This is a genomic window from Streptomyces hilarionis (genome assembly GCF_024539675.1).
In the GTDB taxonomy this organism is placed as follows: domain Bacteria; phylum Actinomycetota; class Actinomycetes; order Streptomycetales; family Streptomycetaceae; genus Streptomyces; species Streptomyces hilarionis.
On sequence record NZ_JAHHIT010000039.1, the window covers coordinates 53,030 to 78,740 of the forward strand.

Annotated in this window: 23 protein-coding genes; 7 read left to right on the top strand and 16 right to left on the bottom strand. The window is 73.4% G+C overall.

Going from position 1 to position 25,711, the window contains the following annotated elements; translation table 11 throughout:
- Positions 1-5: 5 nt before the first annotated feature.
- The 14 genes from KMS84_RS07830 to KMS84_RS07890 all read right to left on the bottom strand — a co-directional run bounded on the left by KMS84_RS07830 (position 6) and on the right by KMS84_RS07890 (position 14,888).
- Positions 6-647, bottom strand: a complete 642-nt coding sequence (locus KMS84_RS07830) for a phosphorylase family protein (protein WP_256915343.1) — start codon at positions 645-647, stop codon at positions 6-8.
- Positions 647-2,668 carry a squalene--hopene cyclase gene (gene shc / locus KMS84_RS07835; protein WP_256915344.1) on the bottom strand — a complete coding sequence of 674 codons (2,022 nt, stop codon included), beginning with the start codon at positions 2,666-2,668 and terminating at the stop codon, positions 647-649. The genes KMS84_RS07830 and shc overlap by 1 nt, the downstream gene beginning before the upstream one ends.
- Positions 2,669-2,786: 118 nt before the next feature.
- Entirely contained in the window at positions 2,787-3,851 is a 1,065-nt protein-coding gene (locus KMS84_RS07840) for a polyprenyl synthetase family protein (RefSeq protein ID WP_256915421.1), read from the bottom strand.
- Between the two features lie 74 nt (positions 3,852-3,925).
- Positions 3,926-5,431 carry a hydroxysqualene dehydroxylase HpnE gene (gene hpnE, locus KMS84_RS07845; protein WP_256915345.1) on the bottom strand — a complete coding sequence of 502 codons (1,506 nt, stop codon included), beginning with the start codon at positions 5,429-5,431 and terminating at the stop codon, positions 3,926-3,928.
- Positions 5,428-5,580: a DUF6380 family protein gene (locus KMS84_RS41870; protein WP_361355548.1), complete on the bottom strand. Its 153-nt coding sequence runs from the start codon at positions 5,578-5,580 to the stop codon at positions 5,428-5,430. Before KMS84_RS41870 ends, hpnE begins: the two co-directional genes overlap by 4 nt.
- On the bottom strand, positions 5,580-6,530 hold the full coding sequence (gene hpnD, locus KMS84_RS07850) for a presqualene diphosphate synthase HpnD (protein WP_256915346.1): 951 nt from the start codon (positions 6,528-6,530) through the stop codon (positions 5,580-5,582). The genes KMS84_RS41870 and hpnD overlap by 1 nt, the downstream gene beginning before the upstream one ends.
- On the bottom strand, positions 6,527-7,438 hold the full coding sequence (hpnC, locus tag KMS84_RS07855; protein ID WP_256915347.1) for a squalene synthase HpnC: 912 nt from the start codon (positions 7,436-7,438) through the stop codon (positions 6,527-6,529). Before hpnC ends, hpnD begins: the two co-directional genes overlap by 4 nt.
- A gap of 359 nt (positions 7,439-7,797) precedes the next feature.
- Positions 7,798-8,601, bottom strand: coding sequence for an ABC transporter ATP-binding protein (locus tag KMS84_RS07860; protein WP_256915348.1), 804 nt, complete (start codon positions 8,599-8,601; stop codon positions 7,798-7,800).
- Positions 8,594-9,523, bottom strand: coding sequence for an ABC transporter permease (locus KMS84_RS07865; RefSeq protein WP_256915349.1), 930 nt, complete (start codon positions 9,521-9,523; stop codon positions 8,594-8,596). Before KMS84_RS07865 ends, KMS84_RS07860 begins: the two co-directional genes overlap by 8 nt.
- Before the next feature lie 99 nt (positions 9,524-9,622).
- Positions 9,623-10,507, bottom strand: a complete 885-nt coding sequence (locus KMS84_RS07870; RefSeq protein WP_256915350.1) for a glycosyltransferase family 2 protein — start codon at positions 10,505-10,507, stop codon at positions 9,623-9,625.
- Positions 10,504-11,283 (bottom strand): CDP-alcohol phosphatidyltransferase family protein, encoded by a 780-nt coding sequence (locus tag KMS84_RS07875; RefSeq protein WP_256915351.1) that lies wholly within the window; start codon positions 11,281-11,283, stop codon positions 10,504-10,506. The genes KMS84_RS07870 and KMS84_RS07875 overlap by 4 nt, the downstream gene beginning before the upstream one ends.
- Positions 11,261-12,322: an iron-containing alcohol dehydrogenase family protein gene (locus KMS84_RS07880; RefSeq protein WP_256915352.1), complete on the bottom strand. Its 1,062-nt coding sequence runs from the start codon at positions 12,320-12,322 to the stop codon at positions 11,261-11,263. The genes KMS84_RS07875 and KMS84_RS07880 overlap by 23 nt, the downstream gene beginning before the upstream one ends.
- On the bottom strand, positions 12,310-13,062 hold the full coding sequence (locus KMS84_RS07885) for a phosphocholine cytidylyltransferase family protein (RefSeq protein WP_256915353.1): 753 nt from the start codon (positions 13,060-13,062) through the stop codon (positions 12,310-12,312). Before KMS84_RS07885 ends, KMS84_RS07880 begins: the two co-directional genes overlap by 13 nt.
- Entirely contained in the window at positions 13,059-14,888 is a 1,830-nt protein-coding gene (locus KMS84_RS07890; protein ID WP_256915354.1) for a DUF5941 domain-containing protein, read from the bottom strand. The genes KMS84_RS07885 and KMS84_RS07890 overlap by 4 nt, the downstream gene beginning before the upstream one ends.
- A gap of 343 nt (positions 14,889-15,231) precedes the next feature.
- On the opposite strand from KMS84_RS07890, the gene galE reads away from it, so the two are divergent.
- The 3 genes from galE to idi all read left to right on the top strand — a co-directional run bounded on the left by galE (position 15,232) and on the right by idi (position 18,101).
- Positions 15,232-16,200 (top strand): UDP-glucose 4-epimerase GalE, encoded by a 969-nt coding sequence (gene galE / locus KMS84_RS07895; RefSeq protein ID WP_256915355.1) that lies wholly within the window; start codon positions 15,232-15,234, stop codon positions 16,198-16,200.
- Between the two features lie 176 nt (positions 16,201-16,376).
- Complete coding sequence (locus KMS84_RS07900) at positions 16,377-17,318, top strand: cation diffusion facilitator family transporter (protein WP_256915356.1); 942 nt, start codon at positions 16,377-16,379, stop codon at positions 17,316-17,318.
- A 189-nt stretch (positions 17,319-17,507) separates the two neighbouring features.
- Positions 17,508-18,101, top strand: a complete 594-nt coding sequence (idi, locus tag KMS84_RS07905; RefSeq protein ID WP_256915357.1) for an isopentenyl-diphosphate Delta-isomerase — start codon at positions 17,508-17,510, stop codon at positions 18,099-18,101.
- Positions 18,102-18,104: 3 nt separating this feature from the next.
- Here the strand turns inward: idi and KMS84_RS07910 are convergent, their stop codons facing one another.
- Positions 18,105-18,623 carry an ATP-binding protein gene (locus KMS84_RS07910; protein WP_256915422.1) on the bottom strand — a complete coding sequence of 173 codons (519 nt, stop codon included), beginning with the start codon at positions 18,621-18,623 and terminating at the stop codon, positions 18,105-18,107.
- Positions 18,624-18,930: 307 nt separating this feature from the next.
- On the opposite strand from KMS84_RS07910, the gene KMS84_RS07915 reads away from it, so the two are divergent.
- The 3 genes from KMS84_RS07915 (at position 18,931) to KMS84_RS07925 (ending at position 22,899) form a co-directional block, all read left to right on the top strand.
- On the top strand, positions 18,931-19,680 hold the full coding sequence (locus tag KMS84_RS07915) for an enoyl-CoA hydratase/isomerase family protein (protein WP_256915358.1): 750 nt from the start codon (positions 18,931-18,933) through the stop codon (positions 19,678-19,680).
- A 129-nt stretch (positions 19,681-19,809) separates the two neighbouring features.
- The gene (locus tag KMS84_RS07920; protein ID WP_256915359.1) at positions 19,810-22,233 is read left to right on the top strand and encodes a Tex family protein; all 2,424 of its coding nucleotides are present in this window, start codon (positions 19,810-19,812) and stop codon (positions 22,231-22,233) included.
- 72 nt (positions 22,234-22,305) lie between these two features.
- Complete coding sequence (locus KMS84_RS07925; protein ID WP_256915360.1) at positions 22,306-22,899, top strand: putative glycolipid-binding domain-containing protein; 594 nt, start codon at positions 22,306-22,308, stop codon at positions 22,897-22,899.
- Here the strand turns inward: KMS84_RS07925 and KMS84_RS07930 are convergent.
- The gene (locus KMS84_RS07930; protein ID WP_256915361.1) at positions 22,896-24,536 is read right to left on the bottom strand and encodes an ABC-F family ATP-binding cassette domain-containing protein; all 1,641 of its coding nucleotides are present in this window, start codon (positions 24,534-24,536) and stop codon (positions 22,896-22,898) included. The genes KMS84_RS07925 and KMS84_RS07930 overlap by 4 nt on opposite strands.
- A 104-nt stretch (positions 24,537-24,640) precedes the next feature.
- Between KMS84_RS07930 and KMS84_RS07935 the strand changes: the two genes are divergently transcribed.
- Complete coding sequence (locus KMS84_RS07935; protein WP_256915362.1) at positions 24,641-25,600, top strand: NAD(P)/FAD-dependent oxidoreductase; 960 nt, start codon at positions 24,641-24,643, stop codon at positions 25,598-25,600.
- The last annotated feature ends 111 nt before the right edge of the window (positions 25,601-25,711 follow it).

A 25,711-nucleotide genomic window follows, 5' to 3' on the forward strand; every position in this document is an offset into this window, starting at 1 on the left:
GTGGCTCACCTCCGGGGGAGCAGAACATTACGGTGCCATTCGAAAAAAGCAGGCAGGACGGAGCGAAGAACGCGGAAAGCCGATATTCCACCGCGTACCGTGCCGATCCGGACGAGTTCATGTTCTGGAGCGTCCACGACCACCCGGACGGCCGCAACCGGGCGCGGCTCGGCGCGCACGGCGCTCAGAAGCGTGGCCGCCGACTCCATGTCGACCGCGATCGCGCCGGTCGCGAGCAGATCGGCCCGCTCGTGACCGCGGACCACGTGGTCGGAACCGGTGAGCGGGCCGGTGTGGACGGTCCGCCCGGGCAGGGTGCGCACCAGTTCCTTGACGAGCAGCTCGGTGCCCACGCAGGGGACGCTGCCGCCCGGGTCGCGGGTCTCCTCGGCGACGACCAGGTCGCCGGGGTGCATGCCGGGGGCGAGCCCGGCACAGAAGCCCGTCGCCAGCACGGCCGCCCCGCCCAGCACGGGATCGGACAGGACGCGCGTGACGGAGCGCTCGGCCGCCCTGGGGCCCATGCCCGTCCGCAGGACGGTGACCGGCCCGTCGGCGCCGCCGCGGTCGCCCATGCGCAGGGCGAGGTGCTCGATGCCGAGCGCGCAGGCGATCAGCAGCGGCGCCGGGACGGGCCGTGCGCTCATCAGCTCCCCTTGCCCTCGGCGGACGCCGCGTGCGGGGCGGGCTGCTTGCTGAACGGTTCCCCGTTCACGTAGCGGCCGAGCGCGGTCAGCGGGAAGACCTGGCGGTAGAGGTGGTAGTTGATCGAGAAGTCCCAGGGGAAGCCGGTGCCGGTGAAGTAGGGCTCGTCCCAGGAGCCGTCCTCGCGCTGGGTCCGGGCCAGCCATGCCACGCCCCGTTCGACGGCCTTGGAGTCCTTCTCCCCCGCCGCCAGCAGGGCCATCAGCGCCCAGGCCGTCTGGGAGGCCGTCGACGCCCCGCGGGCGCTCCAGCGCGCGGGGTCCTGGTAGGAGCGCAGATCCTCGCCCCAGCCGCCGTCGTCGTTCTGCACCCGCTCCAGCCAGCCGACCGCCGCCCGGATCGCCGGGTGCTGGACGGACAGGCCCGCGGCGGTGAGGGCGGGCACCACCGACCCTGTGCCGTAGACGTAGTTGACGCCCCAGCGCCCGAACCAGGAGCCGTCCGGCTCCTGTTCCGCGAGCAGCCACTCGATGCCGCGCCGGGTGCGCGGGTCGTGCGAGAGGCCCTCGATCGCCAGCATCTCGACCACGTGCGCGGTGACGTCCGCGGACGGCGGGTCGATGACCTCGCCGAAGTCGCAGAACGGCAGCCGGTTGGGGAACGGGCTGGTGTTGTCCACGTCGAAGGCGCCCCAGGCGCCGTTGCGGGACTGCATCCCGAGGTTCCAGCGCACTCCGCGCGCGATGGCCCGGTCCATGCGCTCGGGGTCGTGGTGGCGGACCCGGCGCAGCGCGAGGACGACCTCGGCGGTGTCGTCGATGTCGGGGTAGTTGTCGTTGTGGAACTCGAACGCCCATCCGCCGGGCGGGAGTTGGGGTCTGCGCACCGACCAGTCACCGGGACGCACCACCTGTTCGCCCAGCATCCAGTCGGCGGCCTTGACCAGTTGGGGGTGGTCGGCGGGCAGTCCGGCGTCGGCGAGGGCGATGGTGGCAAGGCAGGTGTCCCACACCGGCGACTGGCAGGCTTCGATCATCCGGGCGCCGTCCTCGCGCCACACGGTGTAGCGGTCGAGGGACTCGAGTCCGGCCCGCATGACCGGGTGTTCGAGGTCGTAGCCGAGCAGGTGCAGGGCGATCACCGAGTACACGGCGGGCGGCTGGATCCCGCCCCAGCAGCCGTCATTCTCCTGGCGCTCGATGATCCAGCGGGCGGCCGAGTTCAGGGCCGCCCGGCGCAGCCTGCGCACCGCCACCGTCCGGTAGCCGCGCACCACCTTGTCGAGGCGCTGGAAGAGTCCGTCCCAACTGCCGACGGGGGCGAGGGGCTTGGGCGGGTTGGGGTTCGCGGGGTCGGTGTGCAGCTCGTCGAGCGCGAACGGCGCCGGACGCACCGGGCGCTTCGCCGAGACGACGGTCAGGGGCACGATCGTCTGCCGGGCCCAGCAGCCGAAGTTGTAGATGCTCAGCGGGAACCATTTAGGGAAGAACAAGAGCTCGGGCGGGAGTTCGGGCAGGTCCTCCCACTTCCACCAGCCGAACAGGGCCAGCCAGATCCGGGTGAAGACCCGGGCGGCGGCGATGCCTCCCTGGTCGCGGACCCAGGCGGAGGCGCGGGCCATGTGCGGGGCGTCGGGGGCGTCGCCGGCCAGCCGCAGCGCGACGTACGCCTCGACGGTGGCCGACAGGTCGGGCGGGCCGCCGTAGAAGGTGGCCCAGGTGCCGTCCTCGCGCTGCTCGCCGCGCACGAAGAGGGCGGCGGCGCGGGTGGTGGGCTCGTCGCGGATGCCCAGGAACTGGCGGAGCAGCAGATCCTCGGCGTCCATGGTGACGTTCGTCTCCAGGTCGCCCTTCCACCAGCCCTCGGCGTCCTGCCGGGCGAGCAGGAAGTCGGTGGCGCGCTGCATCGCGCGTGCGGCGGCTTCTTGTACCCCGGCCGCCACGGGGACGGTGATGTCGGTTTCGCTGGCCGCGGCAGCGCGGGGCGGCAGGGCCCCGGTGCTTCCGTCGGTCGTCGCTGTCATGGCTTCCCCTTCGTGCAGTGTGCATGGCGTTGCGTCTGCTGTGGGTCCGCCGTCGGCCGGTGTCCTCTTCCTCGCACACCGGCCGGCGACTACGCGAGGGCTATTCGACCGATAGTGATCATCTCTTTCGTACGACGACGAAGTCCGCGAGGGCCGTGAACCGGTCCCGCACCTGCTCGGGCATGTCGACGGCGTTCAGGGCCTCGACCGCGACGGTGTGCTGACGGCGCGCCTCGCCGGCGGTCCAGTCACGGCCGCCCGCCTCCTCGATGAGGGCCGCGCGCGCCGCGAACTCCTCCTCGGAGAAGTTCTCGAAGTCGTTGCTCTTGGCGTCGGCGGCGAGCATCTCGCCGAGCCGCTCGGAGGCCGCGCCGCCGGCCGCGAGGGCGGCCACCACCGGCAGGGACTTCTTGCGCTGGCGCAGGTCGCTCCAGGTCTGCTTGCCGGTGGCCTCCGGGTCGCCCCAGATGCCGAGCAGGTCGTCGACGGCCTGGAAGGCGAGGCCGAGGTGGTAGCCGTACCTCTCCAGCGCGTCGGCGGTGGGGTCGTCCGCGCCGCCGAGCACCGCGCCGATCGAGGAGGCGCAGGCGAGCAGCGCGCCGGTCTTGTTGCCCTCCATCTCCAGGCACTCCTCGACGCTGACGCGGTCGCGGTGCTCGTAGGAGATGTCCTGGGCCTGGCCGTCGATGAGGGCGCGGCTGGCCGTCGTCAGGCGGCGGGTGGCGCGGCCGGCCGCCACCGTGCCGAGTTCGAGGAGGACCTCGTTGGCGAGGGCGAACAGCGCGTCGCCGACCAGGATGGCCTGGGCCGGGCCGTGCACCTTCCAGACGGTGTCGCGGTGGCGGCGCTGCTCGTCGCCGTCCATCAGGTCGTCGTGCAGGAGGGAGAAGTTGTGGACCAGTTCCACGGCGACCGCGCCGGGAACGCCGACCTCGGGGCCGGCCCCCGCGACCTCGGCGGAGAGCACGGCGAGTGCCGGACGCACGGCCTTGCCGCCGTCGCCGTCGGTGGGGTTGCCCTGGGCGTCGATCCAGCCGAAGTGGTAGGCGGCGACCGTGTCCATGGGCGGGGCGAGTCGGTCGACGGCCGCCCGCAGCACCGGTGTGGCCAGGGTGCGGCCGCGCTCCAGGAGCGCGGTCACGTCCACCGCGGTCCGCCGAGCGGCCGGTGAGGCCTGGGGCACAGTGGGCACATTTTCTCCTCTTGTCGCGGTGCCGGAGGGGGTGCGGCGGTGTGCCGGGCCGTGCTGATCGAACGTCACCGGGCGCCCCCTCGCAGGGGAACGCCGGTTCCCTCCGGCGCGCGGCCGGAGGCGCGGGGGGTGTCCCCCGCGACGATGCAGTAGGCCGTCTCCTCGGATGCGAAGCGACGGCGGGGTCGGGGCCGGCCGAGGGCGCTCAGCGCGGCGTCGGCCGCGTTCACGCCGCTGCGGACCGCACTCTCCATGGTCGCGGGCCACCCGGTGGCGGTCCACGCTCCGGCCAGGTACAGGCCGGGGGCTTCGGTGCGGGCGCCGGGGCGCAGGCGCCCGACGCCGGGGTCCGGGGCGAACGTCGCCGTGCGCTCCCGGGTGACGAAGAAGTCCCGCACCTCGGCGCGGCGCGCGCCCGGCAGCAGCCTGCGCAGTTCGGGCAGGTAGCGCTCGCGCAGGGCGGAGACGGGCTCGTCGATGTCGTCCTGTGCGGCGGACTGGGACAGGGCGAGGTACTGGCCCTCGCCCAGCCCCGAGGCGTGGGTGCGGTCGAAGACCCACTGCACGGGGGTGCCGAGCGCCGCGAGGAAGGGCGCGTCGAGCACCTTGCGGTCGTAGACGACGTGGACGTTGAGGATCGGCGCGGTGCCGATCTCCAGCAGCCGTCCGGCGTCGTGGAGCGCGCCCTCGGGCAGCAGGTCGTGCGCCTCGCGCTGGGGGACGGCGAGGACGACCGTGTCCGCGTGGAGCGTCTCGCCCGCGGTCCGCACGCTCCACGCCCCGTCCCCGGCGCGGGCCAGGGAGGTGACGCGGGCCCGGACCTCGGTGCGCACGCCCGCCGAGTCGAGCGCCCTGCGGGCGAGCCCGTCGTGCAGGTCGCCCAGCGGGACGTGCGCCCAGCCGATGTCGGCGGCGCCCGGAGCGGAGAGCAGACCGGTCTTGAACACCATCGCGGCGAGAGCGAGCGAACAGTCGCCGGCGACCGCGTTGAGGGTGGCGACGCCGACCAGGTCCCACAGCGCCTCGACGGCGCGCGGCGACTGGCCGTGCGCGGTCAGCCAGCCGCCGAAGTCCTGGGCGTCCAGGGCGGGATCGGCGAGGTCGAGCGCGTTGAGGGCGAGCGCGGCACGGCCGACCGCGAGGCGCTCGGCGAGGGAGAGATGGGGGTAGGCGGCGAGGCTGCGCCCGAGGTGCAGGGGCACGGGCAGCGCGTCGCGCCGCAGCCTGCCGAGCCGTCGGCCCTCGGGCTTGGCGACGTCGACGACGGGCACGTCGAGACGACGTTGCAGGGGCGCCAGCGCACTGCCCCCGATGCGGTCGAGGAACCAGCGGTAGGCGGTGCAGCAGCGCAGGTAGACGTGCTGTCCGTTGTCGACGGTCAGCTCGCCGCGCCGGAAGGAGAAGGCCAGGCCGCCGAGCCGGGGCCGGCCTTCGAGCAGGGTGACGCGCACACCCGAATCGGCGAGCGCGAGCGCGGCGGTGACGCCGGCGAGCCCGCCCCCGACGACGACGGCGGTGCGCCCCGGGGAAGGGGGCGTCTGCCCGGCGTCCGCCTGCTGCTCGTCGTTCATCGTGCACCCTCCCGTGCGGGCCCGCCATGGTGCTTGAACTGTGCACCGCGGGCCGTCGCAGTCAGGGACGCCGCGCCGCATCGGAGGGTTGCGCGCCGCTTTTCCCCGGCGGCGCCGCCCCGTCCGTGCCCGTCGCCCGCCGCGTCCATCAGGGGTGCCTCCTGACGGTCCGCCGCGACACGTGCCGGGCGTCCAGGCCCGACAGTCCGCGGACGGCGACGTAGGCCTTCTCCCGGCCGGGCAGCGAGACGCGGCCGCGCAGCACGGCCTCGGGGTCGCGCTCGATGCGGTCCAGCAGCCGGCGGTAGATGCCGGCCATGGCGGCGACGCAGGCGCCGCTGCGCCGGTCGAGCAGGGGCAGCAGCCGGTAGCCCTCGGCGAAGAGGGTGCGGGCCCGGCGCACCTCGAAGTGGACGAGGCCCGCGAAGTCGGAGCCCTCCGGCGGCTTCGGACCGTCGAACCCGGCCGAGCAGCCGAACTTGGCGAGGTCGTCGGCGGGCAGATAGGTGCGGCCGCCCTCCGCGTCCTCGCGGACGTCCCGCAGGATGTTGGTGAGCTGGAGCGCGAGGCCCAGGGTGTCCGCGTACTCCGGCGCGCGCTCGGCGCCGCGCGCCCCCGGCTCGGTGCCGAACACGCCGAGCGAGAGGCGCCCGATGGCGCCCGCCACGCAGCGGCAGTACGTCTTCAGGTCGTCCCACGTCTCGTAGGTCTCGCCGCGCACGTCCATGAGGACGCCGTCGATCAGCTCGTCCAGGCCGCCCAGCGGAACCGGGAAGGCCCGGGCGGTGTGCGCGAGGGCGACGGCCACGGGATCGGTGTCGTCCTCGTCGACCTCGCCGGACCGGACCCGGGTCAGCAGCGCCCGGGTGTCCTCCAGCCTGGCGGCCTTGACGTCGTCGTCCAGCGCGCCGTCGCCGATGTCGTCGACGCGGCGCGAGAACGCGTACAGCGCGGACATCGCGCGGCGTTTCGGTGTGGGCAGCAGCCTGATGCCGTACGCGAAGTTCCGGGCCTGCTGCCCGGTGACGGCCTCGCAGTAGCTGTAGGCGGCGAGTACCGGTGCGGACGCGTGCGGTGACGACTCCACGGTCCGGATCACCCCTCTCCTCGCAGAGTCACGCCCGCCTCGCGCAGCAGCCGGAGCTTGCCGGGCTTGGGCGGGCCGGGAAGTACGTCGTATTCGGCGGCGGCGATCGCTCGGATCGCCGCCCTTCCCCCCGCCACGAACCCCGCGAGCAGCAGCCTCAGCCTGCCGTGGACGCTACCCACCAGGGGGGCGCCTTCATTCAGGAGATCGCTCGCGCGTTGCGCCTCGAACGCGACCAGCGCGCGCACCGAGGCGCCCGCGGTCGGCTGGGCGAGGTCCGCCTCCCGGACGTGGAAGCGCTTCATGTCCGCGGCAGGCAGGTAGACGCGGTCGCGGCCGAGGTCCTCGGCCACGTCCTGCAGGTGTTCGACGATCTGAAGTGAGGTGCAGATCGCGTCGGAGCGCCGGATCCGCTCGGGGGTCGCGGCGCCGGTGACGGCGAGGACGAGACGGCCGACGGGGTTGGCGGACAGTTCGCAGTAGGCCAGCAGGTCGTCGTAGGTCTCGTAGCGGGCGACGAGCTGGTCCTGGCGGTTGGCGGCGATCAGGCCGAGGAAGGGCTCCGGGGTGAGCGAGCGGCGGCGCACGGTCGGCAGGAGGCGGCGCAGCAGGGGGTGCCGGGGCGGGCCGTCGGCGTCGCCGAAGACGCGGCGCAGGTCGGCCTCGAAGGCGTCCAGCAGCACGAGGCGGTCCTCGGCCTCGGTGGCCGACACGCCGAGCAGGCGGGCGTCCGCGCCGCCCGGGGCCAGGTCGCCGTCGCCGATGTCGTCCACGAGCCGGGCGAAGCCGTACACGGCCACGAGGTCCTCGCGCCAGGCCCTGGGCAGGAAGAACGGGGCGACGGGGAAGTTCTCGTGCGCCGCCTTGCCGAGGGTGCTCCGTTCGGGGTCGCCGGTGCGGGGCGCCGCGGCGGCCGTCACCGTCGCCCGCCCGTGGCCGGGACGGCGCGGCCCGCGTCGAGCTGGGGAGTTTCCGTAGCCATTGCCGTCACATCTCCCGTTCTACACTGCCGACCCAATAGGCACTATTTCGGACACGCCGCCCGGCGGTCCGCGCGGCCGCCCCGGCCGGGGGCGCTGCGCATTATCGCCCCACTTGCCGCGTTTCGGGACCGGTCCAGCTTACGTTGTACAACGCGGTGGGGATCTCGGGGGTGTCCCGGACATCACAACAACACACCGATTGGCGTCAAGATTCCTGGGGACAGCCCGAGTTGACGCTTCCTTTGCAGACGCGGGGCCCCGTCGGACGGTTCCGACGGGGCCCTGGCCGAAACGCGCTACTTGCCGGTGAACTTCTCGTACGCCCTGAGGACCTCTTCGGTCGGACCGTCCAGGCGCAGTTCGCCCCGTTCCAGCCACAGGACGCGGTCGCAGGTGTCACGGATGGACTGGTTGCTGTGGCTGACGAGGAACACCGTGCCGGCGTGCTCGCGCAGCTCGCGCACCCGCGCCTCGGACCGCCTGCGGAACTTGGCGTCGCCGGTGGCGAGGGCCTCGTCGATCATCAGGACGTCGTGGTCCTTGGCCGCGGCGATGGAGAACCGCAGCCGGGCCTGCATGCCGGAGGAGTAGGTGCGCATCGGCAGCGTGATGAAGTCGCCCTTCTCGTTGATGCCGGAGAAGTCGACGATCTCCTGGTAGCGCTGCTTGATCTGCTCGCGGGACATGCCCATGGCCAGGCCGCCGAGCGTCACGTTGCGCTCGCCGGTCAGGTCGTTCATCAGGGCCGCGTTGACGCCGAGGAGGGAGGGCTGGCCGTCGGTGTAGACCTTGCCGCGCTCGGGCGGCAGCAGCCCCGCGATGGCGCGCAGCAGCGTGGACTTGCCCGAGCCGTTGGAGCCGATCAGGCCGATGGCCTCGCCGCGGTGGGCGACGAAGGAGACGCCCCGCACCGCGTGCACCTTGCGCACCCCGCGCTGCGTGTCGTCGTCGGAGCCCCGCCGCACGATCCGGCTCAGCGCGGCGGTGGCGCTGCCCCGGGAGGACTTGACGCCGTTGACGCGGTAGACGATGTGGACCTCGTCGGCGATGACGGTCGGCACCCGCCCGCCCGTGCGCTGCGCCGGGAGCGACTCAACCACGGCCGTACCTCTCCTCGGCCTTCCAGAAGTACACGAAGCCGCCGACGGCGACCAGCGCCGCCCAGCCGCCCGCGACCGCCCAGACGTGGTCGGGGAGGTTCGCGGCGTCGTACTCCTCGATGAGCGCGAAGCGCATCAGGTCCATGTAGATGGCGGCCGGGTTCCACTGAAGGATGTTCGCCGCCCACTGCGGCTTGTCCGCGAGGAAGACCGGGATGGAGAACATCACGCCGGACGCGTACATCCACGTCCGCATCACGAACGGCATCAGCTGCGCGAGGTCCGGGGTCTTCGCGCCGGCGCGGGCGAAGATCAGCGCCAGCCCGGTGTTGAAGCAGAATTGCAGGGCGAGCACCGGGACGATCAGCGCCCACGACAGGTCCGGGTAGCTGCCCATGCCGATCACCACGAGGAAGAGCACGAGCATGGAGTACAGCAGCTGCTGGAGCTGTTGCAGGGCGAAGGAGATGGGCAGCGAGGCGCGCGGGAAGTGCAGGGCGCGGACCAGGCCGAGGTTGCCGGAGATCGCGCGCACGCCGCTCATCACCGAGGTCTGCGTGAAGGTGAACACGAAGACGCCGGTGACCAGGAACGGGATGTAGACGTCCTTGGGCATCCCCCTGCCCGCGCCGAGGAGCAGGCCGAAGATCATGAAGTAGACGGCCGCGTTCAGCAGCGGCGTGGCCACCTGCCACACCTGGCCGAGCTTGGCCTGGCTGTACTGCGCGGCCAGCTTCGCCCGGGAGAACGCCAGGATGAAGTGCCGGCGGCCCCAGAGCTGGCGGACGTACGCCGGCAGCGGGGGGCGGGCGCCGCTCACGGCCAGCCCGTACTTGGCGGCCAACTGCGCCGCCGTGAGGCCCTCGTCGGGCGACGGAGGCGCGCTCACGGCGACTCCGACGTCATGCGTTGTCTCACTCACAAGTAGGAACTTTCGTCTTCGGGATGCGCGGCCTGGACCGGGCCGGCATGGGCCGGAAGGCCCGCGGTGGGGCCCGGAGTGTCCTCGGGGACGAGCTTGTCAGATGACCGGAGGCCGGCCCAGTCGGGTGAGCCGCCACACCGTGCGCCACTTCATGGGCCGACGAGGTCCGCACGACGTGGTCCAGCCCTCCCGGAAGCCGCCGAACCACGCCTTGAGCGCGGCCCCCGAGGGGCGGCGGGCGAGCGTGAGCAGCAGCCAGACCCCGAGGTAGACGGGGACCAGGGGGGCCGGAAGGTTGCGGCGGGCCAGCCAGACGCGGTTGCGGGCCACCATGCGGTGGTACACCGCGTGCCGCGAGGGCGCGGTCGTCGGGTGGTGGAGCACCATGTCGGACCGGTAGTCGATCATCCAGCCCGCGTCGAGGGCCCGCCATGCGAGGTCGGTCTCCTCGTGGGCGTAGAAGAACTCGTCCGGGAGCCCGCCGACCTGCGCGAAGACCTTCGTGCGCACGGCGTTGGCGCCGCCGAGGAAGGTGGTGACCCGGGAGGAGCGCATCGGGTCGGAGGCGCGCAGCCGGGGCACGTGGCGGCGCTGGGTGACGCCGGTGTCCGGGTCGGCGATCCGGAAGCTGACGATGCCCAGCCCCGGGTCGGCCTCGAAGGCCCGGCGGCACAGTTCGGCCGTGTCCTTGTGGGCGAGGAGGCCGTCGTCGTCGAGGAACAGCAGGACGTCGACGTCGCGGCCGCCGGGGCCGAAGGCCTCGATGCCCACGTTGCGGCCGCCGGGGATGCCGAGGTTCTCGGGCAGTTCGACGGTGCGGACGCCCTCGGGGACGTCCGGGACGGGGGCGCCGTTGCCGACGACCACCACCTCGACGCGGTCGCCCTCCTGCTCGGCTATGGAGTCGAGCAGGGCGCGCAGCTCGTCGGGGCGGTCGCCCATGGTGATGACGACCGCGCCGACCTTGAGTGCGGCGCTCACTTCAGCCTGCTCGACGCGAGGATGGACACCAGGTGCAGCACGGTCTGCAACAGCGCGATGCCCGCGAGCACGGCGACGCCGAGCCGGGAGTAGAACAGGTCGCCGTGCACCTGGTCGAGGACGGCCAGCACCAGAATCAGCAGGGACGCCTCGATGCCGAGGATCAGCCGGTGGAACTTGAGCGCCGAGGCGGCCCGGCGGGCCAGCGCCATGCCGGAGGAGCGCGGCTCGGACGCCGTCTCCTTGACCGGCGGCAGGCCGCCCTGGTGACGGGCGACGCCGACGAGGTCGGTCTCGGCCTTGATCAGGATCGCGCCCAGCGCGGCCAGTGTGCCGAGGAAGGCCCACAGCCAGTCGATCCGCCCGCTGCCCCACAGGTCGGCGGCGCGCAGCCCGAACCCGACGAGGACCGCCGCGTCGGTGAGATACGCCCCGACCCGGTCCAGGTAGACGCCGCCGAGCGAGTACTGCTTCTTCCAGCGCGCGATCTCGCCGTCGACGCAGTCGAGCAGCAGGTACATCTGCACGCACACCACGCCGAGGACGGCGCCCCAGATCCCCGGCACCAGCAGTGCCGGGGCCGCGAGGACGCCGAAGACGGTCATCAGATACGTGAGCTGGTTGGGCGTGACCCTGGTGTTCACCAGGTAGCGGTCGACCCGCAGGGACACCTCGCGCATGTAGAGGCGCCCCATCCAGTGCTCACCGCTGCGCCGGTCCTTCACCCCCGGAGGGTGGACGACCGGTCTGAGTTCAGCTACCGATGGCCTTGACATAGTCGGCGTAGACGTCCTTGATCTGTTCGGTCTTGAGGTCGAGGTGTTCGAGGATCGTGTAGCGGCCGGGCCGGGTCTCCGGGGCGAACTCCACGGCCCGGACGAACTCGTCCGCCGTGAAGCCGATGTCCTCGGGCAGGACCGGCAGTCCGTGGCGGCGCAGCACCTGCGCCATGTAGGCCGACTCCTCGTGGGCGCCGCGCAGGTACATCGCGAAGGCCGCGCCGAGGCCGCACTGCTCGCCGTGGGCGGCCGCCCGCCGGGGGAAGAGCAGGTCGAAGGCGTGGTTGATCTCGTGGCAGGCGCCGGAGGACGGGCGGGAGTCGCCCGACACCGACATCGCGATGCCGCTGAGCACCAGCGCCTCGGCCAGGACCTGGAGGAAGTCGGTGTCCTGGATGCCGCCCGGGTGCCTGAGCACCGCCTCGCCGGCCTGGCGGGCGATCGCGGCGGCCAGCCCGTCGATCTTCTCGCCCTTGACGCGGTTGGCCAGTTCCCAGTCCGCGATGGCCGAGATGTTCGACACCGCGTCGCCGATGCCGGCGCGCACGAACCGCACCGGGGCCTCGCGGATGACGTCCAGGTCGATGACGACGGCGATGGGGTTCGGGACGCCGTAGGAGCCGCGTCCCGCGTCGTTGTCGAGGGTGGCGACCGGGGAGCACAGGCCGTCGTGCGCGAGGTTGGTCGGCACGGCGACGAGCGGGAGGCCCACCCGTGCCGCGGCGAACTTCGCGCAGTCGATGATCTTGCCGCCGCCCAGGCCCACGACGGCGTCGTAGTGGCCGGCCTTTATGTCGCCGGCCAGCCGGACGGCGTCGTCCAGGGTGCCGCCGCCCACCTCGTACCAGGTGGCGCCCGGCAGGGCCGGGGTGAGGCGCTCGCGCAGCCGGGCGCCCGAGCCGCCGCTGACGGCGATCGCGAGCTTGCCGGAGTGCGAGATCCGCTCGTCGGCGAGGACCCCGACCAGGTCGTCGAGGGCGCCCGGGCGGATGTCGACGACGACGGGCGAGGGGATCAGCCGGGTCAGTACTGGCACGCGATCTCCCGTCCGCGGGCGAGGTCGTCGTGGTTGTCGATCTCGACCCACGCGACGTCGCCGATCGGCGCCACGTCGATCCGGAAGCCGCGGTTCACCAGCTCCTGGTAGCCGTGCTCGTAGAACTGCTGCGGGTCGGTCTCCCACACGGTCTTGAGCGCGTCGGCCAGCTCGGGGGCCGCGTCGCCCTCGATGAGGGTGACGCCGATGTACTCGCCGGTGGCCTCGGCCGGGTCCATCAGCTTGGTGATCCTCGTCATGCCCTTCTCGGGGTCGACGACGACCTTCATCTCCTCGTCGGCGAGGGACTTGACGGTGTCCAGCGCGAGGATGATCCGCCGGCCCTCGCCGCGCGCGGCGAGCAGGGTCTTCTCCACGGAGACGGGGTGCACGGTGTCGCCGTTGGCGAGGATCACGCCGTCCTTGAGGGCGTCACGGCCGCACCACAGGGAGTAGGCGTTGTTCCACTCCTCGGCCTTGTCGTTGTCGATGAGGGTCAGCTTGAGGCCGTACTTGGCCTCCAGCGCCGCCTTGCGCTCGTACACGGCCTCCTTGCGGTAGCCGACGATCACCGCGACCTCGGTCAGACCGATCTCGGCGAAGTTGCCGAGCGTCAGGTCCAGCACCGTGGGCTCGCCCTCTATGCCCGCAGGTCCCACCGGCACCAGCGCCTTGGGCAGGCTGTCGGTGTAGGGACGCAGACGCCGTCCGGCGCCGGCCGCCAGCACGAGGCCGATCATGCGGGTTCTCCTTCGTCGTGTACGGCGGGGGCCCCTGCGGACACCCAGAAGCGGATGCTCTCCACGAGCACCACCAGGGCGACGGCCACGGCGAGCACCGTGAGCGCGACCTCGAACTGCGAGGCGGTGAGCAGCGCGGCCAGCACGGCCACGAGCAGCGTCCGCCCTTCCTGCCCCCCGACGGCGCGCACCAGCCAGGCCGGCGGCGCTCCGGCGTTGCCGCGGATGCGGTACACCGTGTCGTAGTGATGGTAGGCGACGGCGGCCACCAGGCCGAATGCCGCCGGAAGCGCCGCACCGCCCCCGCTGCCGGCCGCCAGGACGAGGACCGTGCAGTATTCGGCGGCCCGGAAGAACGGCGGGATCAGCCAGTCGAGGGAGCCCTTGAGGGGGTGCGAGAGCGCCTCGGCGGACAGGGCGACGTAGACCACCGCCGCCAGGACGAGCCACCAGCTCGGTCCCCACACCCAGGCGCCGGCCGTCATCAGCACGGCGCCGGCGGCGGCGGAGAGGGGGGCGGTGCGGCGGGGCCTGCCCGGCGCGAAGCGGATCAGCGGCTCGGCCAGCGGGCCGGTGTCCGCGAGGTCGGCCAGCGCCTGCGCCGCCCGGTCGGTGCGCCGGGCCTTGCGGGTCAGCGAGCGCAGCACGCGTCCGGCGGTGGTGTAGGTCGCCGCGAAGGCGCAGCCGATCAGCAGCACGACGAAGGTGACGCGCGGGGTCGTCACGGCGGTGAGCACGGCGATCATGGCCCATCGTTCGCCGATGGGCAGCACTATCATCCGCCGCACCCAGACCGTCCAGCCGACGCTGTCGAGCTTGTCGGAGAGGGCGGCGGTGGGGCTGGTGTTGGCGGTGGCGTCGTGGTTGGCCTCGTTGAAGGAGAAGTCCACGACGTGCCGGCAGGTCTGAAGGATCATCGCGCCCAGCGCGAGCGCCCACACGTCGTCGCCGCCGCGGGCGGCGCCGAGCGCGAGGCCGGCGTAGTAGGCGTACTCCTTAGCCCGGTCGAAGGTGGCGTCGAGCCACGCGCCGAGCGTGGAGTACTGGAGGGAGTAGCGGGCGAGCTGGCCGTCGGTGCAGTCCAGCACGAAGGACGCGATGAGCAGGACGCCGGCCGCGACGAACCCGGTGCGCGTGCCGGTGGCCGCGCAGGCCGCCGCCATGAGCGCGGTGATCAGCGACGCGGTGGTGACCTGGTTGGGCGTGAGGCCGCGGCGGGCGCACCAGCGCGCGATGTAGCGCGAGTACGGGCTGATGAAGTGGGTGGTGAAGAAGCCGTCGCGGGCCTTGACGGCCGACTTCAGCCGGACGGCCTCGTCGTCCACGGCGGCGACGGCCTGCCGTGCCTCGTTGCGGGCCTGCGGATCGGCGGGGACCTCGGCGACCAGACTGCCGAGCTCCGGGCGGTGCACGTCGACGCCGTCGGCGTCGAGGGAGGCGACGATGCGGTCGGCGAGGCTGTCGACGTCCTCCACGCTCGACGTGGTCCGCGCGAGGGCGCCGCCTCCGGCGCCGCCGCCGGAGGCGGAGTTCTCCCGGGCCATCGCGCGGGTCAGGGCCTGCCGGCCGGCCGGCTGCGCGGTCAGCGCGCCCGGGATCGCGGCGAGCGGGAAGCGGGGGTCGGTCAGGCCGAGACGCAGCGCGTGCTCGTGACCCACGAAGCGGGCGTCCACGACGGCGACGCGCCGGTCGCCCGGGACGGCGGCGAGGAGGGCCTCGGCGTCACCGGCGTCGGCGGCGGTCCGGACGTCGAAGCCGAGGGACCGCAGATCGCCCTCGATCGACGATCCGGGGACCGGCGAGCCGGTGAGGATGGCGGTCGACAACCGAACTCACTCCCTGGTCCGGCGCGCACGCCGGTCATGTACAGAATGGGGGGCGCCCCTTGGCCGCACCGGCGGTCTCACCGGTGGCCGCGCCAGGCGGGCGGCATGTCGGCTGAGGCTATCGGATGCCGACGGGGCCGTGTTCACCGCCCGTTCGGGCCCGATCGGCCCCGATCCGGCGGCCCGGGCGCGAACCCGGTCCGGCCCCGGCTTGAACCTGCCTTTGCCGAGATCATCATCGGTGATCGGCGGCCCGGCCGACAAACCCGTGCCGCGCAGAGCCGACATCGCCGACAAACCCCACCCCGGCGGGGTGCTCACGCGTCGGCATAGGGTCTCAGGCATGACGTGGCTGATCACCGGCGGAGCCGGATACATTGGGGCGCACACCGCACGGTCCATGACCGAGGCCGGCGAGCGCGTGGTCGTGGTGGACGATCTCTCCACGGGCTCGGCCGTGCGGCTCGGGGCGGACGTCACGCTCGTGCGGGGCTCGGCCCTCGACACCGCCCTGGTCGAGCGGGTGCTCGCCGAGCACTGTGTGACGGGCGTGGTGCACCTGGCCGCGCACAAGCAGGTCGGCGAGTCCGTGGCGCAGCCCACCCGCTACTACCGGGACAACGTCGGCGGTCTGGCCGCCCTGCTCGACGTGGTCGCCGCGGCCGGTGTCCGGCGGTTCCTGTTCTCCTCCTCCGCCGCCGTCTACGGCAACCCGGACGTGGACCTCATCACGGAGGACACCCCGTGCTCGCCGGTGAACCCCTACGGCGAGACCAAGCTCGCGGGCGAATGGCTGGTGCGGGCGGCCGGACACGCGCACGGCATCGCGACGACGTGCCTGCGCTACTTCAACGTGGCCGGGGCCATGGCGCCCGAGCTCGCCGACACCGGCGTCTTCAACGTCGTGCCGATGGTGTTCGACCGGCTCACCCGGGGCGAGGCCCCGCGGATCTTCGGCGCGGACTACGACACCGCCGACGGCACCTGCGTCCGCGACTACATCCATGTCGCCGACCTGGCGGAGGCGCACCTCGCGGCGGCCCGGCGGCTGTCCGCGCCGGACGCGGTGGGCGATCTCACGGTGAACATCGGCCGCGGCGAGGGCGTCTCCGTGCGCGAGCTGGTCACGCTCATCGGCGAGGTCACCGGCGACGCCCGGCCCGCGGTGGTCGAGGGCCGCAGGCCCGGGGACGCGCCGCGCGCGGTGGCCTCGGCGGAGCTGGCGGCCCGGGAACTGGGCTGGACGGCCCGGCGGGGCGTGCGCGAGATGGTCGAGTCGGCCTGGCGCGGCTGGCAGCTGCACCGCGCCTGAGCGGGCGGGCGCCCGGACCCCCGCGCCGAGCCCTCCGGGAACGCCCTGACCTGGGCATCGTTTCCGCAGGTCAGGGCACATGACAACGGTATTCGGTGCCGCGTTGCCGGATACCCCCCACCCGTAGTTGACTGTGGTCCCGGGCGGACACGACCGATCACGAAGGGGCGGCTTCCATGGGGGCTGGGCACGACCACGGCCACACCCACGCGCACGCGCCGACCACCGGCACGGCCGCGGCGGCGTACCGCGGCAGACTGCGGGTCGCGCTGTCGATCACGCTCGGCGTCATGGTCGTCGAGATCGTCGGCGGGGTCCTCGCCGACTCCCTCGCGCTGATCGCGGACGCCGCGCACATGGCGACGGACGCGCTGGGCCTGGGCATGGCGCTGCTCGCCATCCACTTCGCCAACCGGCCGCCGAGCACCCACCGCACCTTCGGACTGGCCCGCGCGGAGATCCTGGCCGCCCTCGCCAACTGCCTGCTGCTGCTCGGGGTGGGCGGTTACGTCCTGTTCGAGGCGGTCCAGCGGTTCCTCACGCCGGCCCCCACCGAGGCCGGCCTGATGGTCTGGTTCGGCGCGGTCGGCCTGGTCGCCAACATGGTCTCCCTCACCCTGCTGATGCGCGGCCAGGCGGAGAGCCTGAACGTGCGCGGGGCGTTCCTGGAGGTGGCCGCCGACGCGCTCGGCTCGGTGGCGGTGATCGTCTCGGCCGTGGTGATCCTGACCACCGGCTGGCAGACGGCGGACCCGGTCGCCTCGCTCGTCATCGGCCTGATGATCGTGCCGCGGACCGTGAAGCTGCTGCGCGAGACGCTCGACGTGCTGCTGGAGTCGGCCCCCAAGGACGTCGACATGGCCGAGGTGCGGTCCCACATCCTGGCCCTCGACGGGGTGCAGGACGTCCACGACCTGCACGCCTGGACGATCACGTCGGGGATGCCGGTGCTGTCGGCGCACGTGGTGGTGACCTCGGACGCGCTGAACGCGATCGGCCACGAGAAGATGCTGCACGAGCTCCAGGGCTGCCTGGGCGACCACTTCGACGTGGAGCACTGCACCTTCCAGCTGGAGCCCGTCGGGCACGCGGAGCACGAGGCCCGGCTCTGTCACTGAGCGTGCGCTGTCTCCCACCCGGGGTATCCGCACTGGCGTTCCGGGCGGTTCCCCGCGCCCGCGGCCGGGCAAGATCAGCTACCGGGTCCCCTGCCGCGCGCGGGACATGCGCGCGTTCGCGCGAAGTGCCGGGAGTGCCGGACGCGTACGGCAGACTGGGGACGCGAGGACCGATGCTTAAGGATGGGTATGCCGATCACACCTGCGACCGCGACACACAACTCGTCGAACGGCACCGCTGACGCGATCTTGCTGGAGCTGGTCGACGAGGACGGCGTCACGATCGGCACCGCGGAGAAGCTCGCAGCCCATCAGCCGCCGGGACAGCTGCACCGCGCTTTCTCGGTCTTCCTCTTCGACGAACGCGGCAGGCTGCTGCTGCAACAGCGGGCGCTCGGCAAGTACCACTCCCCCGGCGTGTGGTCGAACACCTGCTGCGGTCACCCCTACCCCGGCGAGGCCCCCTTCGCCGCGGCCGCGCGCCGCACGTTCGAGGAGCTGGGCGTCTCCCCCTCGCTGCTCGCCGAGGCCGGCACCGTCCGCTACAACCACCCCGACCCGGACTCCGGCCTGGTGGAGCAGGAGTACAACCACCTCTTCGTCGGGCTGGTGCAGGCGCCGCTGCGGCCGGACGCGCAGGAGGTCGGCGACACGGCCTACGTCACGGCCGCCGAGCTGGCCGAGCGCCACGCCGAGGCGCCGTTCTCGTCCTGGTTCATGACCGTGCTGGACGCCGCGCGGCCCGCGGTCCGCGAGCTGACGGGCCCGTCGGCCGGCTGGTGACGCTCAGGGCAGCCGCACCGGCTTGAGCGGCAGGGCGGCCCAGATCACCTTGCCGCCGCTCGCGGTGTGCTCGACGTCGCACACCCCGCCCGCCTCCCTGGTGATCTCCCGCACCAGGAGCAGTCCGCGGCCGCCCGTGCGGCCGTGGTCGGTCTCCAGGGCGGTCGGGCGGTAGGGGTGGCTGTCCTCGACGGAGACCCGCACCCACTCGGCCCCGACGGCGATCTCCACCGCCAGCGTGGGCGACAGCACGGCCGCGTGCCGGACGGCGTTGGTGACCAGCTCGGAGACGATCAGCAGCAGCCCCTGGGCCACGTCGTCGGTGATCGGCACGCCCTGGCGGTACAGCAGGTCGCGCACGGCGTGCCGCGCCTGCGGGACCGAGGCGTCGACGGCTGCCGCGCCGAACCGCCACACGCCTTCGTAGGGCAGTGATCGCGCTTCGGGCTCCTCGGGAAGTTCGGAAGGTGCGGCCGGTCCGCCCGCTGGGCGTGGGTCGGGCCCGCGCCCGTGATCGTCCATCGTCCGGTCGCCGCCCTCGCGCTCGATTGTCGCCACACGTCGAGTGTGGGAACGAGACGCTTGTCACCACAGCACTGAACAGAAGTCAGCGGTTAATGAGCGTTTCCGACCCCATGAGAAGGACGGCGTCGGGCGCAGGACCGTTTCTGTCGCCTCTGCGCCGTCTTCGCGCACTCTTCGGGTTGTACGGGTTCGACGGCGCCGCTCGTCCCGTCCGGCCGCTTCGCCGCCCCGCCCGCCCCGCGCGCCGGCGGCCTCGCGCGGACCGCCCGCCGGCGCCGGAGGCCGGGTGGTTAGCATCCCGGACATGGAGCCCGAACTGCTGCACGGCGTCACCGACCAGGTCGCCACCGTCGTCCTGCACCATCCCGCGAAGCGCAACGCCATGACCGCCGCGATGTGGGCGGCGCTGCCCCCGCTGCTGGACGCCCTGGCCGCGGACCCCGGCGTGCGGGCGCTGGTGCTGACCGGCGCCGGCGGCACCTTCTGCGCCGGGGCCGACATCTCCACGCTCCAGGACTCGCCGCAGGAGGCCCAGACGCTCGCCGTGCGCGCCGAGGACGCCCTCGCCGCGTTCCCCAAGCCGACGCTGGCGGCCGTGCGGGGGCACTGCGTGGGCGGCGGCGCCCAGCTCGCCGCCGCGTGCGACCTGCGGTTCGCCGAGGAGGGCGCCCTGTTCGGGGTGACGCCGGCGAAGCTCGGGATCGTCTACCCGTCCTCCGCCACCCGGCGACTGGTGTCCCTGGTGGGCCCCGCCACCGCCAAGTACCTGCTGTTCTCCGGCGAGTTGATCGGTGCCGAACGGGCGCTGCGCACCGGACTGATCGACGAGGTGCTGCCCGCCGACGAACTCGACGACCGGGTCGAGGAGTTCACCCGGATCCTGGTCTCCCGCTCCCAGCTCACGCAGGCCGCCGCCAAGGAGTTCGCCGACGGGCGCACGGACCGCGACGCCCACTGGAGCGCGCAGGCCCGCGGCAACGGCGACACGGCGGAGGGCGTCGCCGCGTTCCTGGAGCGCAGGGAGCCGCGGTTCGCCTGGTCCGCGTCGGGGTGACCGGGCCGGGCGGGCGACAGGCCGCCGAGCGGGCGGACCCCGGCACGGCGGCCGCGCCCTGATCCCCGGGTGTCGGCGCCACCTGCCACAATTGCCGCGCAACCTCAGTGGAGAAGGCGGTACGGGATCGTGACGACACCCGGGTCCATCCAAGCGGGATCCATCGAAGGCAGGATCGCCGAAGAACTCGGCGTACGGGAACGGCAGGTCAAGGCCGCCGTGGAGCTGCTCGACGGCGGCTCGACGGTGCCCTTCATCGCCCGCTACCGCAAGGAAGCGACCGAGATGCTCGACGACGCGCAGCTGCGCGCCCTCGAGGAGCGGCTGCGCTATCTGCGGGAGCTGGAGGACCGGCGCACGGCGATCCTGGAATCGGTGCGCGAGCAGGGCAAGCTCACCGACGCGCTGGAGGCGCAGATCCGGGGCGCCGAGACCAAGGCGCGCCTGGAGGACGTCTACCTGCCGTACAAGCCCAAGCGGCGCACCAAGGCGCAGATCGCGCGGGAGGCGGGCCTCGAACCGCTGGCGCAGGGGCTGCTCGGCGATCCCTCGGTCGACCCGCTCACGGCGGCCGCCGCCTTCGTCGACGCCGACAAGGGCGTCGCCGACGCCCAGGCGGCCCTGGACGGCGCGCGGGCGATCCTGACCGAGCGGTTCTCGGAGGACGCCGACCTGATCGGCGAGCTGCGCGAGCGCATGTGGGGCCGCGGCCGGCTGGCGGCGAAGGTCCGGGAGGGCAAGGAGGAGGCGGGCGCGAAGTTCGCCGACTACTTCGACTTCGCCGAGCCCTTCACCGCGCTGCCCTCGCACCGGATCCTGGCCATGCTGCGCGGCGAGAAGGAGGAGGTCCTCGACCTCGTCCTGGAGCCGGAGGAGCCTTCCGAGCAGCCCGGTCCCTCCTCCTACGAGGGCATGGTCGCGGGCCGGTTCGGCATCGCCGACCGCGGCCGCCCGGCCGACAAGTGGCTGACCGACACGGTCCGCTGGGCCTGGCGCACCCGCATCCTGGTGCACCTCGGCATCGACCTGCGGCTGCGCCTGCGCACGGCGGCCGAGGACGAGGCCGTGAACGTCTTCGCCGCCAACCTGCGCGACCTGCTGCTCGCCGCGCCGGCCGGCACGCGTGCGACGCTGGGCCTGGACCCCGGCTTCCGCACGGGCGTGAAGGTCGCCGTCGTCGACGCGACCGGCAAGGTCGTCGCGACGGACGTGATCCACCCGCACGTCCCGGCGAACCGGTGGGACGAGGCGATCGCCAAGCTGGCGCGGCTGTCCGCGGAGCACGCCGTCGACCTGATCGCCATCGGCAACGGCACCGCGTCCCGCGAGACCGACCGGCTCGCCGCCGACCTCATCGCCAGGCACCCGGAGCTGAACCTCACCAAGGTGATGGTGTCCGAGGCGGGCGCCTCCGTGTACTCGGCCTCCGCGTTCGCCTCGCAGGAGCTCCCGGACATGGACGTCTCGCTGCGGGGGGCCGTCTCGATCGCCCGCCGGCTCCAGGACCCGCTGGCCGAGCTGGTGAAGATCGACCCGAAGTCGATCGGTGTCGGCCAGTACCAGCACGACCTGTCCGAGGTGAAGCTGTCGCGTTCGCTGGACGCGGTGGTGGAGGACTGCGTGAACGGCGTCGGCGTCGACGTCAACACGGCGTCCGCGCCGCTGCTCGCCCGGGTCTCCGGCATCACCTCGGGCCTGGCGGAGAACATCGTGGCGCACCGGGACGCCAACGGGCCGTTCACGTCCCGCACGGAGCTGAAGAAGGTGCCGCGGCTCGGCCCCAAGGCCTACGAGCAGTGCGCGGGCTTCCTGCGCATCCGCGGCGGCTCCGACCCGCTCGACGCCTCCAGCGTGCACCCGGAGGCCTATCCGGTGGTGCGGCGCATGGTGAAGACCTCCGGGCAGGAGGTGGCCTCGCTGGTGGGCAACACGGCGGTGCTGCGCTCGCTGCGGCCGACGGACTTCGTGGACGAGACGTTCGGTCTGCCGACCGTGACCGACATCCTCAAGGAGCTGGAGAAGCCCGGGCGCGACCCGCGGCCCGCGTTCAGGACGGCCGTGTTCAAGGAGGGCGTGGAGAAGCTCTCCGACCTCGCCCCGGGGATGGTCCTGGAGGGCGTCGTCACCAACGTGGCGGCCTTCGGGGCGTTCATCGACGTCGGCGTCCACCAGGACGGACTGGCGCACGTCTCCGCCCTGTCGAAGACGTTCGTCAAGGACCCGCGGGAGGTCGTCAAGCCGGGTGACATCGTCAAGGTGAAGGTCCTCGACGTGGACATCCCGCGCAAGCGGATCTCCCTGACGCTCCGGCTGGACGACGAGGCGGCCGCGCCCGGCGAGCAGGGCCGGCCCTCCGGCGGCGGACGGCAGCAGCGGGGCGGCGGGGGACGTCCGCCCCAGCAGCGCCAGCGGCAGCAGCAGGGCGGCGGGCAACAGGGCGGCGGACAGCGCGGGGGCGGCTCGCGGCAGGCCGCGGCGCCGCCCGCGAACAGCGCGATGGCCGACGCCCTGCGCAAGGCGGGCCTGCTCGACCCGAAGAAGGGCCGGGGCTGAAGCACGCGGTGACGGGACGGCCCGGGCCGGCGGCGCACGCGCCGTGGCCCGGGCCGCTCGTACAGTGACCGTATGGATGCTTCGCGGGTCCTCAGTTGGAGCGTGTCGGCGAGCGGCGGGTACGAGACCGCGTGGACCGAGGCGGACGACGGCGCGCTGCGGGCCCGGGGGCGGGCGGTCGGCGCCACGCCGCAGCCCTACTGGGTGTCCTACGCACTCGACACCGCCGACGGCTTCGTAACGCGCCGCCTGCACGTCACCGTCGAGACGGCCGAGCGCACCCGCTCGCTCGATCTGCGGCACGACGGGCGGGGCGGCTGGACGGCCGACGGCGAGCGCCTGCCCGGCTTCGGCGAGGCCCTCGACTGTGATCTCGGCCTGTGCCCGCTCACCAACACCATGCCGGTGCTGCGGCACGGGCTGCACCGGTCGCCCGGCGAACGACGGCTGCTGACGGCGTGGGTGTCGGTGCCGGCGCTGACCGTGCGGCCGTCCTGGCAGACGTACACGCATGTGGGCGCGCACGCGCGGGGCGGCGCGGTGGTCCGCTTCGCGTCGGGGACCTTCCGCAGCGACATCGTCTTCGACCCGGACGGATACGTCCTGGACTACCCCGGACTGGCGACCCGGCTCGTCCCCGGCGACGACCCGGGGCGCACGGTCTAGCGCTCCGTCACCTTGCCGTCGGCGACCTCGAGCCGGCGGGTGACGTGGACGGCGTCCAGCATGCGCCGGTCGTGCGTGACCAGCAGCAACGTGCCCTCGTAGGCGTCGAGGGCGGACTCCAGCTGTTCGATGGCCGGCAGGTCGAGGTGGTTGGTCGGCTCGTCGAGGACGAGCAGGTTGACGCCCCGCCCCTGGAGCAGGGCGAGAGCGGCCCGGGTGCGCTCGCCGGGCGACAGGGTGCCCGCGGGGCGCATGACATGGTCCGACTTCAGGCCGAACTTGGCGAGCAGGGTGCGCACCTCGACCGGCTCGGTGTCGGGGACGGCGGCCCGGAACGCCTCCAGCAGCGGCTCCGTACCGTGGAACAGCGCCCGCGCCTGGTCGACCTCGCCCACCAGGACGCCCGAGCCCATGGCCGCGTGTCCGGCGTCCAGCGGGATCCGCCCGAGGAGCGCGCCGAGCAGGGTGGACTTGCCCGCGCCGTTCGCGCCGGTCACCGCGACCCGGTCGGCCCAGTCGATCTGCAGGGTCACCGGTCCGAGACGGAAGTCGCCGCGCCGCACCTCGGCGTCGCGCAGGCCGGCCACGACCGCGCCGGAGCGCGGGGCGGCCGCGATCTCCATGCGCAGCTCCCACTCCTTGCGCGGCTCGTCGACCACCTCCAGGCGCTCGATCATGCGCTGCGTCTGCCGGGCCTTCGCGGCCTGCTTCTCGCTGGCCTCGCTGCGGAACTTGCGGCCGATCTTGTCGTTGTCGTTGGCCGCCTTGCGGCGCGCGTTCTTGACGCCCTTGTCCATCCAGGAGCGCTGGGTCTGGGCTCGCTCGTGCAGGGCGGTCCTCTTGTCCGCGTACTCCTCGTAGTCCTCGCGGGCGTGCCTGCGCGCCACGTCACGCTCCTCCAGGTAGGCGTCGTAGCCGCCGCCGTAGAGGTTGATCTGCTGCTGGGCGAGGTCGAGTTCGAGGACCTTGGTGACCGTGCGGGTGAGGAACTCGCGGTCGTGGCTGACGACGACCGTGCCCGCCCGCAGGCCGGTCACGAAGCGTTCGAGGCGCTCCAGGCCGTCGAGGTCGAGGTCGTTGGTCGGCTCGTCGAGGAGGAAGACGTCGTAGCGCGACAGCAGCAGGGAGGCGAGGCCCGCGCGGGCGGCCTGTCCGCCGGACAGCGAGGTCATCGGCTGGTCGAGGCCGACGCCCAGGCCGAGCGACGCGGCGACTTCCTCGGCGCGCTCGTCGAGGTCGGCGCCGCCGAGGCCGAGCCAGCGCTCCAGGCTCGTCGCATAGGCGTCGTCGGCCCCCGGCGCGCCGTCGACCAGGGCCTGGGTGGCCTCGTCCATCTCGCGCTGCGCCTCGGCGACGCCGGTGCGGCGCGCGAGGAACTCCCGCACGCTCTCGCCGGGCCGGCGTTCGGGCTCCTGGGGCAGATGGCCGACGGTCGCGGTGGGCGGGGAGAGCCGCAGCTCGCCCTGCTCGGGCGCGGTGAGGCCGGCCAGCAGCGACAGGAGGGTGGACTTGCCCGCGCCGTTGGCTCCGACCAGCCCGATCACGTCCCCGGGGGCGACGACGAGGTCGAGCCCGGAGAAGAGGGAGCGGTCGCCGTGTCCGGCGGCGAGGTTCTTGGCGACGAGGGTGGCAGTCATCAGACGGTAGATCCTAGTGGGCGTGGGCCGCCCCCGGCGTCCGGGGTTTCCCGGCGGCGCACTCCCCGCGACGCCGTGGCCCGGCGTCGGTTACCGTCCCCCGCGTGGACATTCAGCGGGGCGGCGGGATCGTCGTCGTCGGGAGCGGGGTCATCGGCCTGACCACGGCCGTCGTCCTGGCCGAGCGCGGCCTGCGGGTACGGGTGTGGACGCGGGAGCCCGCGGAGCGGACCACGTCCGCCGTCGCGGGCGCGCTGTGGTGGCCCTACCACATCGAGCCGAAGGCGTCGGCACGCGCGTGGGCGCTGCGTTCCCTGGAGGAGTACCGCAGGCTGGCCGAGCGGCCCGGGGAGACCGGCGTGCGGCTCGTCGAGGGGGCCATGGGCGAGGTGGACCCGGCGGGCGTCGAGGGCTGGGCGGCGGGCCGGCTGCCCGTGCTGCGCCGGGCCACCGCCGCGGAGCACCCGGCGCGTGACGCGGTGTGGACGCGGCTGCCGCTGATCGACATGGCGGCGTACCTGCCGTGGCTGCGGGCGCGGTTGCTGCGGGCCGGCGGCACGGTCGAGGAGCGCGCCGTGTCGGACCTGGCGGCGGTGGACGCGCCCGTCGTGGTCAACTGCACCGGGCTGGGCGCCCGCGACCTGGTCGGCGACGCCTCGGTGCGGCCGGTGCGCGGGCAGCTGGTCGTGGTGGAGAACCCGGGCGTGGACACCTGGCTCGTGTCCACCACCGCGGCCGGGGAGCTGACCTACCTCTTCCCGCAGCCGGGGCGGCTGCTGCTGGGCGGCACGTCCGAGGACGGCGTCCACTCCCTGGAGCCGGATCCGGCGCGGGCGGAGGCGATCGTGCGGCGGTGCGCCGCCCTGCGCCCGGAGGTGGCCGGGGCGCGGATCCTGGACCACCGGGTGGGCCTGCGGCCGGTCCGGCCGGCGGTACGGCTGGAGCGGCAGACGCTGCCCGACGGACGCACGGTCGTCCACCACTACGGGCACGGCGGCGCCGGGGTGACCGTGGCCTGGGGCTGCGCACAGGAGGCGGCCGCGCTGGCCGCCCCCGGCGGCTGAACCGTTCTGCCGCTCCGACCTGCTGAACCGTCCGCCGGCCCGGCCTGCTGCCCCGTCCTGCGTACGGAGGCGGCCGGAGCCGACCGGAGGTGGCCGGAGCCGACCGGGGGC